Source organism: Desulfofalx alkaliphila DSM 12257, assembly GCF_000711975.1.
GTDB classification, from domain to species: Bacteria; Bacillota; Desulfotomaculia; order Desulfotomaculales; family Desulfohalotomaculaceae; genus Desulfofalx; species Desulfofalx alkaliphila.
Window position 1 is genome coordinate 26,296 of record NZ_JONT01000016.1, and the last position, 16,300, is coordinate 42,595.

General features: G+C 42.2%; 18 protein-coding genes. 15 read left to right on the forward strand and 3 right to left on the reverse strand.

Annotated features, from left to right (window positions below):
- Positions 1-9 precede the first annotated feature (9 nt).
- From BR02_RS0109650 to trxA, 4 genes are all read left to right on the forward strand, one after another.
- Positions 10-1,230 carry a peptidase U32 family protein gene (locus BR02_RS0109650; RefSeq protein ID WP_031516588.1) on the forward strand — a complete coding sequence of 407 codons (1,221 nt, stop codon included), beginning with the start codon at positions 10-12 and terminating at the stop codon, positions 1,228-1,230.
- Positions 1,231-1,337: 107 nt separating this feature from the next.
- Positions 1,338-3,047 (forward strand): peptidoglycan D,D-transpeptidase FtsI family protein, encoded by a 1,710-nt coding sequence (locus BR02_RS0109655; RefSeq protein ID WP_031516590.1) that lies wholly within the window; start codon positions 1,338-1,340, stop codon positions 3,045-3,047.
- 63 nt (positions 3,048-3,110) lie between these two features.
- Positions 3,111-3,878 carry a helix-turn-helix domain-containing protein gene (locus BR02_RS0109660; RefSeq protein WP_031516592.1) on the forward strand — a complete coding sequence of 256 codons (768 nt, stop codon included), beginning with the start codon at positions 3,111-3,113 and terminating at the stop codon, positions 3,876-3,878.
- Positions 3,879-4,022: 144 nt separating this feature from the next.
- A complete protein-coding gene (gene trxA, locus BR02_RS0109665) occupies positions 4,023-4,340 on the forward strand; it encodes a thioredoxin (RefSeq protein ID WP_031516594.1) in 318 nt (105 codons plus the stop codon).
- A gap of 40 nt (positions 4,341-4,380) precedes the next feature.
- Here trxA and BR02_RS0109670 read toward each other — a convergent pair whose 3' ends face one another.
- The 3 genes from BR02_RS0109670 to BR02_RS0109685 form a co-directional block, all read right to left on the reverse strand.
- Complete coding sequence (locus BR02_RS0109670; RefSeq protein WP_031516595.1) at positions 4,381-5,421, reverse strand: ComEC/Rec2 family competence protein; 1,041 nt, start codon at positions 5,419-5,421, stop codon at positions 4,381-4,383.
- 10 nt (positions 5,422-5,431) lie between these two features.
- Positions 5,432-5,632 carry a DUF3006 domain-containing protein gene (locus BR02_RS0109675; RefSeq protein WP_031516597.1) on the reverse strand — a complete coding sequence of 67 codons (201 nt, stop codon included), beginning with the start codon at positions 5,630-5,632 and terminating at the stop codon, positions 5,432-5,434.
- A gap of 255 nt (positions 5,633-5,887) precedes the next feature.
- Positions 5,888-6,232 (reverse strand): sigma-70 family RNA polymerase sigma factor, encoded by a 345-nt coding sequence (locus BR02_RS0109685; protein ID WP_238442450.1) that lies wholly within the window; start codon positions 6,230-6,232, stop codon positions 5,888-5,890.
- Between the two features lie 456 nt (positions 6,233-6,688).
- Here BR02_RS0109685 and tcmP point away from each other — a divergent pair, with 456 nt between their 5' ends.
- The 11 genes from tcmP (at position 6,689) to BR02_RS0109740 (ending at position 16,274) form a co-directional block, all read left to right on the forward strand.
- Entirely contained in the window at positions 6,689-7,885 is a 1,197-nt protein-coding gene (gene tcmP / locus BR02_RS0109690) for a three-Cys-motif partner protein TcmP (protein ID WP_031516603.1), read from the forward strand.
- A gap of 9 nt (positions 7,886-7,894) precedes the next feature.
- A complete protein-coding gene (locus tag BR02_RS0109695; RefSeq protein ID WP_238442451.1) occupies positions 7,895-8,659 on the forward strand; it encodes a radical SAM protein in 765 nt (254 codons plus the stop codon).
- Between the two features lie 188 nt (positions 8,660-8,847).
- Positions 8,848-9,699, forward strand: coding sequence for a tyrosine-type recombinase/integrase (locus BR02_RS0109700; RefSeq protein ID WP_031516607.1), 852 nt, complete (start codon positions 8,848-8,850; stop codon positions 9,697-9,699).
- A gap of 217 nt (positions 9,700-9,916) precedes the next feature.
- Positions 9,917-10,627, forward strand: a complete 711-nt coding sequence (locus BR02_RS14835; protein WP_337999137.1) for a metal-dependent hydrolase — start codon at positions 9,917-9,919, stop codon at positions 10,625-10,627.
- A 27-nt stretch (positions 10,628-10,654) separates the two neighbouring features.
- Positions 10,655-10,957, forward strand: a complete 303-nt coding sequence (locus BR02_RS0109710; RefSeq protein ID WP_031516611.1) for a hypothetical protein — start codon at positions 10,655-10,657, stop codon at positions 10,955-10,957.
- A 17-nt stretch (positions 10,958-10,974) separates the two neighbouring features.
- Positions 10,975-11,328: a hypothetical protein gene (locus tag BR02_RS0109715; protein ID WP_031516613.1), complete on the forward strand. Its 354-nt coding sequence runs from the start codon at positions 10,975-10,977 to the stop codon at positions 11,326-11,328.
- A gap of 14 nt (positions 11,329-11,342) precedes the next feature.
- A complete protein-coding gene (locus BR02_RS0109720; protein ID WP_031516615.1) occupies positions 11,343-11,645 on the forward strand; it encodes a PrgI family mobile element protein in 303 nt (100 codons plus the stop codon).
- A gap of 39 nt (positions 11,646-11,684) precedes the next feature.
- Positions 11,685-12,428, forward strand: a complete 744-nt coding sequence (locus tag BR02_RS0109725) for a hypothetical protein (RefSeq protein WP_207641011.1) — start codon at positions 11,685-11,687, stop codon at positions 12,426-12,428.
- Positions 12,394-14,274 carry a VirB4 family type IV secretion system protein gene (locus tag BR02_RS0109730; RefSeq protein WP_051688255.1) on the forward strand — a complete coding sequence of 627 codons (1,881 nt, stop codon included), beginning with the start codon at positions 12,394-12,396 and terminating at the stop codon, positions 14,272-14,274. The genes BR02_RS0109725 and BR02_RS0109730 overlap by 35 nt, the downstream gene beginning before the upstream one ends.
- Positions 14,267-14,560 (forward strand): hypothetical protein, encoded by a 294-nt coding sequence (locus BR02_RS0109735; protein WP_031516621.1) that lies wholly within the window; start codon positions 14,267-14,269, stop codon positions 14,558-14,560. The genes BR02_RS0109730 and BR02_RS0109735 overlap by 8 nt, the downstream gene beginning before the upstream one ends.
- Positions 14,553-16,274, forward strand: coding sequence for a hypothetical protein (locus tag BR02_RS0109740; RefSeq protein WP_157834949.1), 1,722 nt, complete (start codon positions 14,553-14,555; stop codon positions 16,272-16,274). Before BR02_RS0109735 ends, BR02_RS0109740 begins: the two co-directional genes overlap by 8 nt.
- Positions 16,275-16,300 lie beyond the last annotated feature (26 nt).

Consider the following 16,300-nt stretch of genomic DNA (forward strand, 5'->3'; position numbering starts at 1 on the left):
GAATATAAAGTGCAAAAACCGGAATTATTGGCCCCTGCGGGGGATTTAGAAAAGCTTAAAACAGCTGTCATTTACGGGGCAGATGCAGTATACCTGGGGGGCAGGCAGTTTAGCCTGCGGGCCGGGGCGGCAAACTTCAGTCCCGAAGAATTGCTTGAAGGGGTGGAATTTGCCCATCAAAGGGGGGCCAGGGTGTATGCCGCTGTAAACATCTTTGCCCACAACCAAGACCTTGATTTACTTCCCGGCTATATTTCTGAATTGCGGCAGGCCGGGGTTGATGGGGTAATTGCCAGCGATCCCGGTGTAATTACTGTGCTGCGCAATGGGGCACCGGACCTGCCCATACACCTGAGCACCCAGGCCAATACCACCAATTGGCTGAGCGCAGAGTTCTGGCGGCAGCAGGGAGTGAAGCGCATTGTGCTGGCCCGGGAACTGTCCCTAAAAGAGATTGGCCTTATCTCTAAAAAGGTAGATGTGGAAACAGAGGTTTTTATCCATGGGGCCATGTGCATGGCCTATTCCGGCCGCTGCCTGCTCAGCAATTACTTAACCGGGCGGGATGCCAACCGGGGAGACTGTGCCCAACCCTGCCGTTGGAAATATCAACTGGTGGAAGAAAAGCGTCCGGGGCAGTATTTTCCGGTTCAAGAGGAAGAACGGGGCAGTTACTTCATGAGTTCCCGGGATTTGTGTTTAATTGAATACATTCCCCAGCTGGTTGAAGCCGGGGTAAATAGTTTTAAAATTGAGGGGCGCATGAAAAGTATGCATTATGTGGCCACCGTGGTTAAGTGCTACCGCCGGGCCATTGATGAGTACTTTAAGGACCCCGAAAACTATACCTTTGACAGTGGCTGGCTGGAAGAAATATCAAAGGTCAGCCATCGCGACTATACCACCGGTTTTTTACTGGGACAACCCGGGGGAGAAGCCCAATCCTATAAAAAATCACAATATACCCGAAATCACCGTTTTGTGGGGGTTGTGAGGCAATATGATGCAGCCAGCGGCCTGGCCCTGGTGGAACAGCGCAATAATTTTGCGGTGGGAGACACCATCGAGGTGTTCCAGCCCCAGGGGGATAACTTTACCTTTACGGTTGAAAAAATATTTGATGAAGAAAATAACCCCCAAACCAAGGCGCCTCATCCCCAACAGTTAATAAAAGTACCGGTGCAGCAGGCTGTGGAAGAGTGGAGTATGTTGAGACAAAAGTATCGTTAGGTAAAATAAAAAATTTTTCTAGGGGTGGAACTTATTTCCACCCCTTTTTGTATAAATTACCCTTCCATTGCACAAGCTAAAGGTAATTGTTGGAAGGAAGGGTAATTATGGATATTAAAGGGCAAAAGAGATTGGTACTTACCTTTTATCTATTAATTATACTTTTTTTACCTTTAGTGGCCCAGTTGGCCGATGTTCAGTTAGCAAAGGGACCGGAATATGCCCGCCGGGCACTGGAACAGCGCTCTATCACAGTGGTGCTGGAAGACCTACCCAGGGGCGATATTTTAGACAGAAATCTAATTTCGCTTACGGGCAGTGAGCAGCAAGAGAGGGTAATTGTTTTTCCCAGTTTAATGGAATTACCCCTGCAGGTGGCAGAAGAGCTGGCCTCTATTCTTAATGTGGATGCGGCAGAAATAGTAAATGATTTTTCCAGTGGCAGCGGAGTCTTGTCTTACCCTTTAGAAAAAAAGCAAATTAGGATGATAAGTGAGCGAAACTGGCCCGGTGTAATGGTGCTTCCGGTTTACCAGCGGTATCTAAACCAACCACTGGCCGTGCACCTTATTGGCCACCTGGGTAAAATACCGTCCCAAGAGGCATTATATCAGCTGACTGCGGAATCTGAAAAACAGTATCAACTTAACGATTTAGTGGGCAAAATGGGCTTAGAAAAACACTATGAGCATTACTTAAAGGGAACCGGCCCTGAGCATTCGGTGCGTGCCTTTGCCGATGCTTCCGGCTCGGTCCTTTCCGGCATGGGCTTTAAGATAGAAACCAATGGGGTGGACCGGGGGCGAAATCACCTGGTTACCACCATAGATTATAACATTCAACGGATTGTGGAAGAGGTGATGGATGAGCAGGTGGAGCAGGGGGCAGTGGTGGTAATGGATGTGCGTACCGGTGACATTGTGGCCATGGCCAGTCGCCCCAACTTTCATCCGGCCGAGGTGGCCGATTTGCTGGAAACGGCGCCTCCGGATACATTTATTGATCACTGCACGGCATTATATCAGCCGGGGTCCATATTTAAAATTGTGGTGGCAGCTGCAGCCTTAGAAGAGGGTTTAGTAAGCCCGGACAGCACCTTTGTATGCCTGGGCGAAAAGGCGCCCTATGTAAGTTGCTGGCATAAGCCCGGCCACGGCTTAATAAGTTTTTCCCAAGCCTTTGCAGATTCCTGCAATCCTGCCTTTGCCGAGTTGGGTCTGAAGTTAGGGGCGGAAAAAATTATTGAATATGCCATAAAACTGGGGATGGATAAGCAGACGATAATCGGTTATCCGGTGATAGCAGATATTAGGCAGGACCTGTCAGCAATTGCCCAGCCCTATAATCTGACCAATTGCAGCATTGGCCAGGGGCCGGTATTGGTCACCCCGGTGCAGCTTAGCTCAATGGTAAACACGATTGTGAATGACGGTACATACCTACCGCCCAGGCTGGTGCGGGAACTGCGCAAATCTGACGGCACGGTAAATAAGAGATTTCCCCCGGGCAACAGTTATAAAGCCATCTCCGCCGATACTGCCAAGCAGCTAAGGGAGTTACTGGCCTTGACGGTGGAAGAAGGTGTAGGGCAAAAGGCAATGGTGGCCCACTATGGTAGTGCGGGAAAAACAGGCTCGGCAGAAGTTGCGGGGCAAAATGGAGTTAATGCCTGGTTTGTGGGGTACTCACCCAAGGATAACCCGCGCTACGTAACCGCCGTGTTGGTAAAGGACGGTGTCAGCGGCGGCGAAACCGCCGGCCCGGTTTTTAGGGAAGTGATGGAGCAAATATTAGGCTGCCTTCCGTTGACTAGATAGTGGCAATATAGTAGAATAATAGTATAATTTTAGAGAAAAAATTCACTAAATGGGGTGGATAGCATGATAGTACGGGGAGAACAGATTCGTGCCCTGCGCGAAGAAAGAGGCTATACATTACAAGACCTTGCCAAGCGTGCCAAATTATCCTTATCATATTTAAGTGAAATTGAAAGGGGCTCCAAGCGCCCGTCTTTAAAGACCATTGATAAATTGGCCACTGCTTTAAATGTGGCAAAAACGCAGTTAATTGAAGGAGAGGTAACGGATACGGGGCTGGCCCTGGGCGAAAAAATTCGTATCATCCGCAACGAAAAAGACATGTCCTTACAGGAACTGGCGGATAAAGTGGGCATCTCTCTTTCGTATCTAAGCGAAATTGAAAGGGGTACCGTTTACCCGGCATTAAACACCTTGAAAAGAGTTGCCGAAGGTTTAGGCGTGCCCCCAACGGCCCTGATGGGGCATGAGGGTACCTTGGGCCATAAATTAAAAGCCCTGCGGGAAGAGTATGGTCTAACCCAGGCGCAGCTTGCTAACTTAGCCGGTGTAACCGCCGGCCTAATAGGGCAAATTGAACAGGGCAAGGTACAGCCCTCCCTTAAAACTTTAGAGAAGCTGTCAGAGGTGATGGGTGTATCACCCTGTTACTTCATTATGGAACCCGGTGCCGTTGACCAAATAGTTAGCTTAATGAATCCCGAACTGCGTGAACTGCTGGTGCATCCCAGCGTGCAGTCGGTGTTAAGCATGATTTGCAATTTAAATGAAAAGGAACTGCAGTTTATACTCAACTTTATTCAGCTATTTAAACGTTCAGATTTAAGTTAACCGGGGTGATTGTTGACAAAGTCTTCCTGTGGCATGGTGAGAAAATCCAATTTTAGTTAATTTCTTTCAGAGAAAGGTGGTCTCCGAAAGAAATTTCTGTTAGAATATAGGCGTAGAGAAAAAATATAATAGGGGGATGGAAACATGGCACAGGATATTAATGAAGTTGACTTTGAACAAGAAGTGTTAAAATCTGATATCCCGGTATTAGTAGATTTTTGGGCCAGTTGGTGCGGACCATGTCGCAGTATTGCACCCATTTTGGATCAGCTGTCTGAAGAATATGCTGGCAGGGCTAAGGTTTGTAAAGTAAATGTGGACATGAACCAATCCCTTGCCAAACAGTACCAGGTGATGAGTATACCTAACATAGTATTTTTTAAGGATGGCAAGAAAGTAGATCAAATAGTTGGCTTTACTCCCAAACAAGAACTGGCCAAAAAACTGGACTCACTTCTTTAACAATAAAGTGACCATGATGCCTATGCATCATGGTCTTTTCTTATGGTTTGCAGGAGGCGCAGGGTACATATCCCGCATTATTAGCCTCAATTAGGTCTTTAAACCACACCAAATTGTGGGCGGCGATACTTTCCACATGCCTACAATGGGGATAATGAAATTTATCTGAGTTGCTGCTGCCCACATACCGTTTTGTGATTTGAACGGCCGCATTATCTTCCGGCGGATTATCGGATTCTACGGTAAAGTCTTCTCCGTCAGTTGAAATAACTATTGTGCCGTTTAAATCGGTGCGATAGACTTCAACATCTGCCCCCTGTAGCAAATCAAGTACTTCCCTGTGGGGGTGACCGTAATCGTTATTGGCAGCCAGGCAGATCACTGCCACCTCGGGATTAACTGCCTTGAGAAATTCCCCGGTGGTGGAAGTGCTGCTGCCGTGGTGGCCCACCTTCAACACCTGCGCTTGTAAATCATACCCGCTGTTAACCATTTCTTTTTCAGAAGTTTCTTCGGCGTCTCCGGTAAACAGAAAAGACACCTTGCCAAAGGTGAGCTTGATTACTGCCGAATAATCGTTTATATTTTCATATTGATCGCCTTTTGGCGCCAACACCACCGCTTGCAATTCCTCGCTACTTATTATTTCCATCCCTGCCCTTGCAGTTTTTACTTTCAAACCCTTACTTTGAACTGCCTCTAACAGGTCTTGAAAGGTTTGGGTGGTGTGGGTTACCCGCGGCATGTATATTTTTCCGATATCCAAGGAGTTTATCACCGTATCCATACCACCAATGTGGTCAGCATGGGGGTGTGTGCCCACTAAATAATCAATTTTATTTACCCCCAGTTTTTTTATGTAATCAACTATCATTTCACCGTCACCGTTGTTGCCGGCATCAATCAACATCTGTTGTCCGCTGGGTAGTTGGATGAATATAGAGTCGCCCTGGCCCACATCTATGAAATGTACGGTAAGCAGCTCTTCGGTATCACTGGTATCACTGCCGCAACCCAGTGATGCCAGTACAATGAAAAGACCTAATACCAATAATATAATGTAGTTTTTTCTATTAAGCATTTAATCTCTCCTAGTCTTCAAATAAGCTGTCAGCAATTTTGTTAATGGATTTTTTAGCTTTTTCAGTGGCATCCTTGTCCACAAGAACGGTAATATTAATTACATCCCCTTCCTTTGCTCCCGATGGGAGTAAACACTTAGGAATGTTAAATGTACTACGGTTGTATTCTACCACCGCCCATTTACCCTCAAAGCGATCAATGATAAACATAGGCACACCTTCCTTAATAAGATTTTTTTTGTTGATAGCAAACGCATCTGATACCGGTACTTTTAAAAACTATCACCGAAGGAATGTATCTGGTTTTAATACCATAAGCTTTACATCCCCGGGGGTACCTTTTATCCCAGGTGACATAAAAATGCTTGCACTTTTGGCAGTTTACCCGTTTATTGACTGACATTTTCATAACCCCTTTCCCCCTTTATATTATAATAGAAAACTCCTGCCGTGGCAGGAGTGGGGTTACTTTGCTTTATTTTCTAATGTAAATTCTTTAATCAACTTAGTCAGTGCACGTTTTTCAATGCGGGAAACATAACTGCGGGAGATGCCCAGTTCTTTGGCTATTTCCCGCTGGGTCTTTTTACCGTTATTATGCAGGCCAAAACGCATTTCAAGCACCTTTCTTTCCCTAGTGCTTAATTTATTTATTGTTTTTAACAATCGCCTGCGTTCAAAACTGCTTTCCACAAGGTCTGCCACCAGTTCCGGATCGGTGCCCAAAATATCGATAAGGGAAATCTCATTACCTTCCTTGTCTATCCCAATGGGATCATAAAGGGAAACCTCTGCCCGCACCTTTTTCATAAATCTTAAATGCATTAATATCTCAATTCTTATGACTAGTAAGTAGCGGAAGAGGTTACAAAAAACTAGGAGTGCAATCCTAAATAACGTTTACTATTTTATCAATGCCCTCTTCCTCTGATCCTAATTCTACGGGTTTTACTGGGTACGGAATAGATAACGACGGTGCAACCTACACAATTTCTGGTCACTAAAGTGCCGGACGCCTGGTCGGTGGGCCGTGGAAAGTACTTCACTAAATGTCCCGCATGGGTCGAATGCGGTACATTCACGTAATAATTGCGATAAAATACTAAAGAGGTGTTCGTACCATAATCCGGCAATATATAATCGATAATGCAACATCAGAGAATAATTCCAAAATAAAAAGGATTCCTGCTAGTGATGTTAGTAATATACGGTAATTAATGTTTTTACACATAAGAAGATTCTTAAGTGTGAAAGGGGGAAGTATGTTTGAGTAAAAATAATGAGGATTTTTATAAAGAAAAAAAACCGTGGTCAATAATAAAAGACCAGTTATTAGGAAGTTATCTCAAGCCATATTTCGCCAAAATACTTGCGACACAAAAACCAATATTTTATGTAGATGCTTTCGCTGGGAAAGGCATGTTTGATGATGGAGATCCAGGATCTCCTGTTATTGCATTAGATATTATATCTGAGGCCTTAGAAAAAACACAGTTTAGAAAACCAAATATAAAGTCATGCTTTATAGAATTGAACCATGCACATGCTTTGCGGGATAATATTAAAAATTATAAGAATGTAGATGTGGTCGAAGGTAAATATGAAGAGAATATTGACTTAATGCTGGAAGGAAAACAATTACATAATGTGTTTTTATATATAGATCCTTATGGTATAAAATCGTTACATTTTTCTATATTTGAAAAACTGTCCAGCAAAAGACTTTATAGTGTTGAACTGCTTATTAATCTTAACTCTTTTGGATTCATAAGAGAGGCTTGTAATGCTATGGATGTTGTTTTTGATATAGAAGAGTTAGAAGATTTGATAGAAATCGAAATTGATTCAAGTACCAATAATAAGAAATCAATTCTAGACTTGAACGGAGTTGCTGGCGGTGATTACTGGCAGGAAATTATTCAAGAATATAATAATGAAATTATTGATGGATATGAGGCCGAAATGAAATTTTCTGAAATGTATTGTGAAAGACTCAAAGATCATTTTAGGTATGTTCTTAACATGCCTATTAGGCTAAAAAGGGGTCAAAGGCCAAAGTATCGCATGATCCATGCAACCAACCACCCGGCAGGTTGCGTTTTAATGAATGATAATATGTGTAAACGTTGGGAAGCAGTGCAGGATCTACAAAATCAGGGACAGTTGTCCTTTTTCACGGAAGATGTAGAAAATAGACATATATATACTGGAGAATTACAAGCAGAAATATTAGAAGTTATGTCCACTTACAAAGATTACGTAGATATTGAGGTTTTCTATGCTGACTTTGTTAGCAAATACGGTGTAAGGCTTTCAACTAGTGATATTCGTAACGAGTTGAAACAATTATTTAATAGTAGAAAGATAGATGTAAAGAGACATCCTAAAAAAACAGTACAAGGAAAAGCATCAACATTTTGGACAACTGGAAAAGGCAAAACTATAAAGGTAAGGTGTTTATAATTGAAAAAGGTGACCAAGTTCATTCAAAGGAAAACCCTAATATATAAGACAGCTGTGGAGTATGGTGATTATACATTAAATCATGTGCAAGGATGTTATCATGGATGCAAATATCCATGTTATGCTTTCTTAATGGCCAAAAGATTTGGAAGAGTAAAATCATATGAACAATGGATAGAACCATCATTAGTAGAAAATGCTATGGATTTACTAGATAAAGAGATACCAAAATTCAAAGACAGAATAAAGACTCTTCATCTGTGTTTTACAACTGATCCTTTTATGAATGAATATGAAGAGATATCGAATATGAGTGTTGAGATAATAAAAAAGGCCAACAGCAAAGGAATTAAGTGTAGTGCATTAACTAAGGGGCTGCTACCTTTAAGTCTAGCTGAATTATCAAAAGAGAACGAGTATGGAATCACACTAATTTCCCTAGATGAAACATTCAGGGAAAAAATCGAACCTAATGCTGCACCATATCAAGAAAGGATAAATCGTCTAAAAGAATTAAGCGAAAAAGATTGTAAAACTTGGGTTAGCATTGAACCTTACCCCACCCCTAATATTATTAAACAAGATTTTTCTTCAATACTTGAAGCTATAGGTTTTGTTGACAAAATAATTTTTGGACGTACAAATTATAATCCCGAAATAACGAAATACAAAGGTGTTAAACAGTATTACAATGAATTAAGTAAACAAGTAATTGACTTCAGTGTGAAGAGGAATATTGAATATCATATTAAAAACGGTACTTTAACAGAATAGTTTACTACATATTTTTCTGTTATAATCAGATCTTAAATATGAAATGTTCGCCTAGAGTGATTATATAAGTATGTCACACAAGATGTCTTATACGACAAAAAACAAGTAAAAACTATACTTTTAAAGCCAAAATGACCGTGCTAAGCGGTCATTTTTTTGTCGCATAAGGCAAGGGGTGTTAAAACGAAATGAATTATATAAATGATTTCAAAAAAAGTCTTCTAAGTCGTGGCTTATCAAAAAGTACAGTTAACACTTATTTAGCCATATTAACTAAATTCAAAGAGTATTTGATTAGCAAATATGATAGTGCAGAATTTACTGCTGTAACTGCCCTTGATATTGCAGATTACCGGCGGTACCTGGTCGACCAAGGGAAAAAACCGGCTACAGTTAATCTATCTTTAGACGCATTACGGTCTTTTTACAAATGGGCTACTGCAGAACAAATCGTCTCCATTAATCCAGTAACTGGAGTGAAACGGGTTCCTGAGCAAGAAAACGCGCCAAAATGGCTAGAAAGAAAAGACCTTGGAAAATTTATGAGAGCGGTACAAAAATATGGGTCTGTTAAGGATTTAGCCCTCATTAATTTATTACTACATACCGGATTACGAATTTCAGAGGCATGTTCCCTGATGACACAAGATGTAACAATCAGGGAACGTTCCGGGGTGCTTAAGGTACGGGAGGGGAAAGGAAGTAAATACCGTGAATTACCTTTGAATATAACAATTCGTAGGGTACTAGATATTTACATTGCGGAGTCAACAAGTAAATGGCTATTTCCCGGTCGAAAAACGCATATAACTACCCGAACCGCAGAAAGGATTATTAGCAAATATGGCCGGATTGCGGATGTGGAAGTAACCCCACACATGTTGCGCCACACTTTCGGTAAGATGCTTATCGATGCAGGGGAAAGCCTAGATAGGGTGGCTACACTAATGGGCCACTCAGACCTAAACACCACAGCTAAATACACACGGCCATCTATACATGACCTGGAAAAAGCGGTAGAAAAGTTAGCCTGGGAGTGAAGAGGTATCCCAAAGCATTAATAAAGGTACTTTAGTGAAAAGTCCATGCAGGATTATACCTGCATGGACTTTTCTATTTGTAGAAGGGAGGCGGTCTATATAGTTGCTTGCTAAAACCCACGTTAATATAGGCTTTTTAGCGTCTGCCCTTACAAAAGTTCCGTTACCTGCCGGACCAACGGCTATAACACTAATAGTATTTAATCTGGTTCCGACTATGTTGCGGTATTTACTGTTAGCAGTGGTGGTGGCAGTATGCATTCTAGTACCAGAGAAAGGAGGCATCTTTTTACTCCCTCTGGCCGTAATGATAGGTTCCTTATTACCCGACATTGACCACCCCAATTCAACACTGTCGCAAATGATTGCCCCTACAGGGCTAGTAATTCGCTTGTTAGTTGTAGCGGCTGGGTCATTGATTGTGTGGCAAGGTTGGGGTACCTATTGGATTATGGCGGCCGGGGGTGCTTTAGCATTAGTGGGACTTTTGAATATTAAAGTGTTGCCAATGGAGTTACTACAACGAATGCTTTTAATTATTACGGGAGTGGCTTTAATTGCATGGGCAAATACCCCTCTTGTATCTGGCCTAGGTGTTATGTATTTCATTATGGGCATCATCAGCCATCGGGGATTAACTCACTCCCTAGAGGGTGCCATAATAGCGATAATAGGGGCCTGGTGGTTTACAATAAACATTGGGCATCCAGAGTTGTTAATACCCTTTGCCATTGGCTATATTATGCATCTACTGGCAGACCTAATAGCAGACAGTGGGATATATTTAAGCTACTTTGCAAAAAGTAAAATTTCTATACCTATTATTAAAACCGGTTTCTTGGTAGATAGGGCCATTGGTATTGTCGTGTTGGCAATTTCTCTTATTTTGCTGACAAACATCTCATCATATAAGGAGTTGTTTTTGTGAAAATAGCGAGGGGAGGTTAGTGATCTATTGAATGATTCGTTAAATACGATGCCTATCAAAACTATTAGTCCAGATGAAGCTGTACCTAAATTTGTCGAGTTGCTGCTAAACATCCATGAGTCTATAGGAAGTATAGTTATGCCTCTGGCTATGGTGACACTTAGTCTACTTGCAGTTATATTCATTGTTGGTTTTGTCCCTGGTTTGCGCTTTTTAAGAAGTGTAGGTTGGATAGGGTTTCTTTCCTGTTGTTTTGGATTATTCCTCTACGCCGCAATACCTATAGTTGTTGGCATTATTTATGGTGCTGGCACCAGTTTATCCAATTAGATAAGGAGTGAGTAGTATTGCTAAACAAAATCAAAACAACGTTGTTTTTATCAACAGCCAGCCTTTTTGGTTTGGCCACTAAAGCATACGCCAATACCAATTATGGCGGTGTTACCCCCGAGGATGCCGGTACATTAGGAGAAAAGATCACCACTTTAGTATCAAAAGTAGGTATGCCTATCGGCGGTGGCTTGCTCTTTTTCTCTGTCCTTATAATCGCCATCAAGCTCATTATGACATCAGGCAACGCCAGAAAACGTGCCGAAGTCATGGATGGTTTTGTGTATTTAGGCATTGGAGGCGTTCTCTTGGGTGCAACAATGTTTGTTGCCGGTGCACTACTGGGTATTGGGAGTGAACTTAGTAACTAAGGAGAATATCTAAAATGAGAATGTTTTCTATCCCCATGGAATTAGAAGGAGAAGAAAGGACTTTTGGCGGTGTTGCTACCATTCGGCAAGTAGTTTATGTAGTTGCTACGTTGATAGTAACGGTATCGGTACATTTTCTATTAAAATTATTGGCAGTGTCGATGGTAATAAACATATTTATTTGCACTCCACTGCTCATGTTGGGTATGTGTCTTGCTTTTATTAAGATACACGAAATTAAGTTAGATAAGTATATTTTGCTTCTGGTGCGTTATCATCTGCGTTCCAGAGCATTTATTCTAAAGGGAGATGATTAATTGCTAATAGGCGTCATATTCTTTATACTTACCTTCGCGGTGGCTCTAGCCACCCCTTTTATTTTAAAGCACCAGAAGAAAAAGTTGGTGGAAGGTAAATATAGTGGTAAAAAAAACGAAATAGAAAAACCACAAAAGAAGCTATTTAAAAAAACTACATCCAATCAATTGCAAAATGTTTGGGGTGTAAAAGACATCCGAAACGGAGTGGTTATCACTGACGATAACTATCATCGTTTAATAATAAGGATTGGCTCCCTTGACTATTACCTTATGAGTCCCGAGGAACAAACGGTTGTTGAAAATGTGTTAATATCTTTGGCATTGTCGTTAAACTTTCCGTTACAGTTATTTACCACAACCGAAATGGTAGATACTAAAAACTGCATTGCCACTATGTATAACAGGCTCAACGATCCTTTACTAGACAACATGAGGGCATATCTTATTAATAGCATTGAATATTTGGATGGCTTGATGCAAAATCGTTCAGTCCATGTTCGACGCAGTTATGTTGTGATTAGCACCAATAAAGTAGAGCCTCTATCAAAGGCAACAGCTGAACTATACCGCAGGGCGGAAACAGTGATGGGTAATTTAAGCCGTTGTGGGATTAAGTCTGAAATATTAGATAGCAATGGGGTTATTGATCTGCTGTACAGAGTATTAAATAGAGGCCGAACAGTTAAACCGTCAGAATTAATAGTTACAGGTGGTACCTCTTTGTTTAAAGGAAGGGAGGTAAATCATGTTTCTCCGCAAGATCAAGAAAAAGCAGGATAAGCAAACTAAGAATCTTAACTTAGAAAAAAACGTCCCTAAACTACAAGATTTGTTTGCACCAGATGGTTTGGAAGAACATAAAGACTTTTTGCATACCGGACCCTCCAGGTATTCAAGGGTATATGTCCTGGCTATTTATCCTAGGGAGATTAACATTGGATGGCTTGATCGTATCTACAGTTTGGGTGACGTTGACATTTCTATTCATGTAGACCCAGTACCAAATAGGGCAGTGGTAGTAGATTTAACTAGAAAAGTATCCTCTGCCCAGGCCCAATATATGGTCTATGAGAAAAAAGGCAATATACTATATTTGCCGGAGTTGGAGCAGGTAATTAGAGATTTGGAAGCAACACGCTCTAATATCCAAACCAATAGAGATAAGCTGTTTTATGTATTGGTGACAATAACTCTTAATGCCAGAAGTTTAGATGAGTTGAATGCCAAGTCCGACAACATGGAAGATATATTGGCAGCATCATCCACACAAATTAGAACATTGATGTTTCGTCAGCTAGACGGATTGAAAAATGGATTACCAATAAACACTCCTACAATTCCGGACTACTGGAGAAATATGACCACCGGAGGCGTGGCAGCTATGATGCCTGTTGCCAACAGTGATTTATCACATCCCTCTGGCGTTTTTTTAGGTTACAATTACCATTCGGGGGCACCGATGTTTCTGGATAGCTTCATTGGCCCACCACATCTAAATAACCAGCATATTGCAGTATTTGGTGGTTCCGGTTCAGGTAAAAGTGTGCTATTAAAGGTTGTAACTATCTTGCGGTCTGTGGCCCAAGGTGTTCGGGTTGTAGCCCTCGATCCCGAAGGAGAGTGCTCTCGCCTTGTTGAGGGCTTATTGGGCGGTGTAGTGGTAAAAATCAACTCTAATACCCCATCGGGTATAAACCCCTTTGATGTAGAACCAGACATTGATGATAACGGCAACATTATATCAATAAACCTAAACGACAAAATCAACGAGATTAGGGCATTGGTCAACTCTATTATTTTCAACAGATCTGCACGCCACCTTACTCCGGTAGAGACAGCCGTTCTTGAAGACAGTATTAGAGAGGTGTATACCGATAAAGAAATAACCTCTGACCCAAACAGCATATATCGGTCTGCCAGTGGTGAATTAAAAGAAGGCGCCTTTGCGGTAGGGCAAGTAAAAAAGGACATGCCTACTTTGACAGATCTAGTCGAGGTATTAAAAACAAAGACCCATGCCGAAGAATTGTGTATTCTACTAGCACCCTTTCTGCGTGGTGGAACCCTGGGAATGTTTGACTGTCAAACCACAGTGGACCTTAAAAGCCATGTTATATCTCTAGACTTATCTGCTATAAAAGATGAGTTTACGAGATTTTACGCCATGTACGTTTTGTTAGGGTGGAGTTGGCAGAAGTTTGCCCAAGGGGTGTTGGGTGTAGACAAAAGAATTGTATTAGACGAGGCTTGGTTTTTCATGAAGTACCAGGATAGTGCAGACTTTTTGGAAAACCTATCAAAAAGGGGTAGAAAGTACAGAACTTCTTTGGTGGTAGCCAGCCAACAAATAGAGGATTTTCTTGATAAAAAAGAAGGCAGGGCAGTCATAGGTAATTGTGAAACCTTCATTCTTTTAAGACAAAACGCAGCACTAGTGGATCATGTGGTCGAAACCTTTAGGTTGTCCGGTGGTTGCCGGGAGTATTTGCAGTCATTTGCCCCGGGAGAGGCCATAATATCAATTGGCGGTAATTTAACCGCGGTAAAAATAACGCCCACGGCCTTTGAGATGCCATGGGTACAAACAGTAAGGGACTGGAAGGAAGGAGGGGCTAGCGGTGTATAACCAATATAATCAAAATGACGAGACCCATTCATCCGACATTTTAATGGTACCAGTTTGGTTAGTGTTTGGCTTTATATTTGTAGAACTGCTAAGACTTCTGGCTTTTCTTTTTAACCTTCTGGCTTTTTCCAATTACTATGATCGAAAAAATGCTAATGAAGCCAATAGTGTCGAGATTGAGTTATGCAATGCTCGGCAAAGAAGCAGGATGTTAAAACTAAGCAATGCAGGAGTTAGGGAAAGGTATGTTGAGAAAAACGGGAAGTGGGTAAAGGTTGATGTATAGAAACTTAAAACCCACTGCTGTTTTAGTTTTGCTGATACTGGCTTTTTCATTATTATTTCCTGGAACTGTAATGGCCACTGAAACCATCCAAGATGAAGGTGGTATGTTTGAACGAGCCATTGCCAGTGTAGTAGATGCTATTGTGGGTGTGTTCCAAACCTTAGAGAAAACAGCCCAGTTTAAAACATTAGACGTGCTTGTTTTTAACGAAGGTCTAAGCCCCGCAGACAAAGAAATGGCCCCTTTTAGCAGGTTGGATTGGCAGAAATTAAACACTTGGTATTGGGGCATGGCAGCGGCGGCCGGAAGTTTTTCTCTTATTGCAGTTCTAATCTCTGCTTACAGATTGATGTGGGCAGGGGCCATCAACCCCCAGGCCAGAAGAGATGCCATTGAAAGTATGTGGCGTTGGCTTTGGGCAGTAGCTTTTATAGCCGGAGCACCGGCAATATTTTATGTTGTATTCCAGATAAATAACGGCTTGGTAGATGCCTTAGTAAATATAGCATCTGGTGTCAGTTCCAATGTTGATGACATGGAAAAGTTAGGTTTGTCAGGCGAAAAAAGTATCATACAGTCAATAATCACTGGTTCGGTGCTGGGCACAGCTATAGCTAAATTAATGTTTTGCGGTATTGAGTTATGGTTTAATGTGATATACATTTTACGTCATTTCGCTTTGATGGCTATTTTTGTATTTACACCTTTAATGGCTTGGATGTGGGCATTGAACAAAAACGTCAATGCTATGCCCATCTGGTTTGGTGAACTGTTTTCTAACGCTTTCATGCAAACAGCCCACGCCCTTTGCTTGTTGCTGTTTCTAACCTTTTGCACCATCGAAGATGGGAAGTCGTGGGCGGTCCTTTTGGTCTGGATGTACGCAATTATTCCACTGTCTGAGATGCTTAGAAACAGTGTCCAAGGCTTGTTCACTCGTATGTCAGGGTTCGATGAGTCTGGTACCGCAACTAAGGTATTCGGTGCAATAGGAGGCGTAAGTTCACTGGTCGGGATGGGCAACCTAATGAGGGCTACAACGCCGATTAGGGCACAGTCAAGCTCAAGAAATACTGGTAGTGGTACGGGTGGTACTGGCACAGGTGCTACGGGGTCTTCGGAACCCGGTGGCAGCCAAACACCTTTAAATACGCAACAACCTAATTCTCAAGCTTCTGCACCTGCTGGGTATACCACAAGTGCATCGGGTTTAATTGTACCATCAGGTGCGGCGGCATCCCAACAGAATGCAAACCCAGAAGCACCACAATCTAATCAACCTCCTCTGGGAATGGTAAGGGCTGCAAACGCCGCAAGAGTAGCAGGTACAGCCGCAGGGGTAGTGACAGGTTTAGGTGCAAAGGCCATGTTTGCCGCAGTTCCCGGGGGTCAAAACATAGCTAATCTAGTCTCTCGCGGAGCATCCAGTGTTACTGGTGCTACCGCAGCAGCGGGTGCTGTTGGCGTACAAGCTGCCTATCAAGGTATGCAAAACTATAGGGAAACTGGTAAAGCTAATATGGGTGAGGTATTTAAAAATGTTACAGGCAGTATGGATGCTAAAAAGGCAGTATTAAACACAGCCTCTCTCAGTGCCAACGAAGGGTTAAACCCCCTTATTGGGCATCACAATGCAAATATCATAGCCCCAAACCCTGTTTCTCAATTTAATAATCAACCTCCCCCCTCCATGGATGGACACAGGTGGAGATAAGGCGTGCCTTTTTATGGCACGCTTTT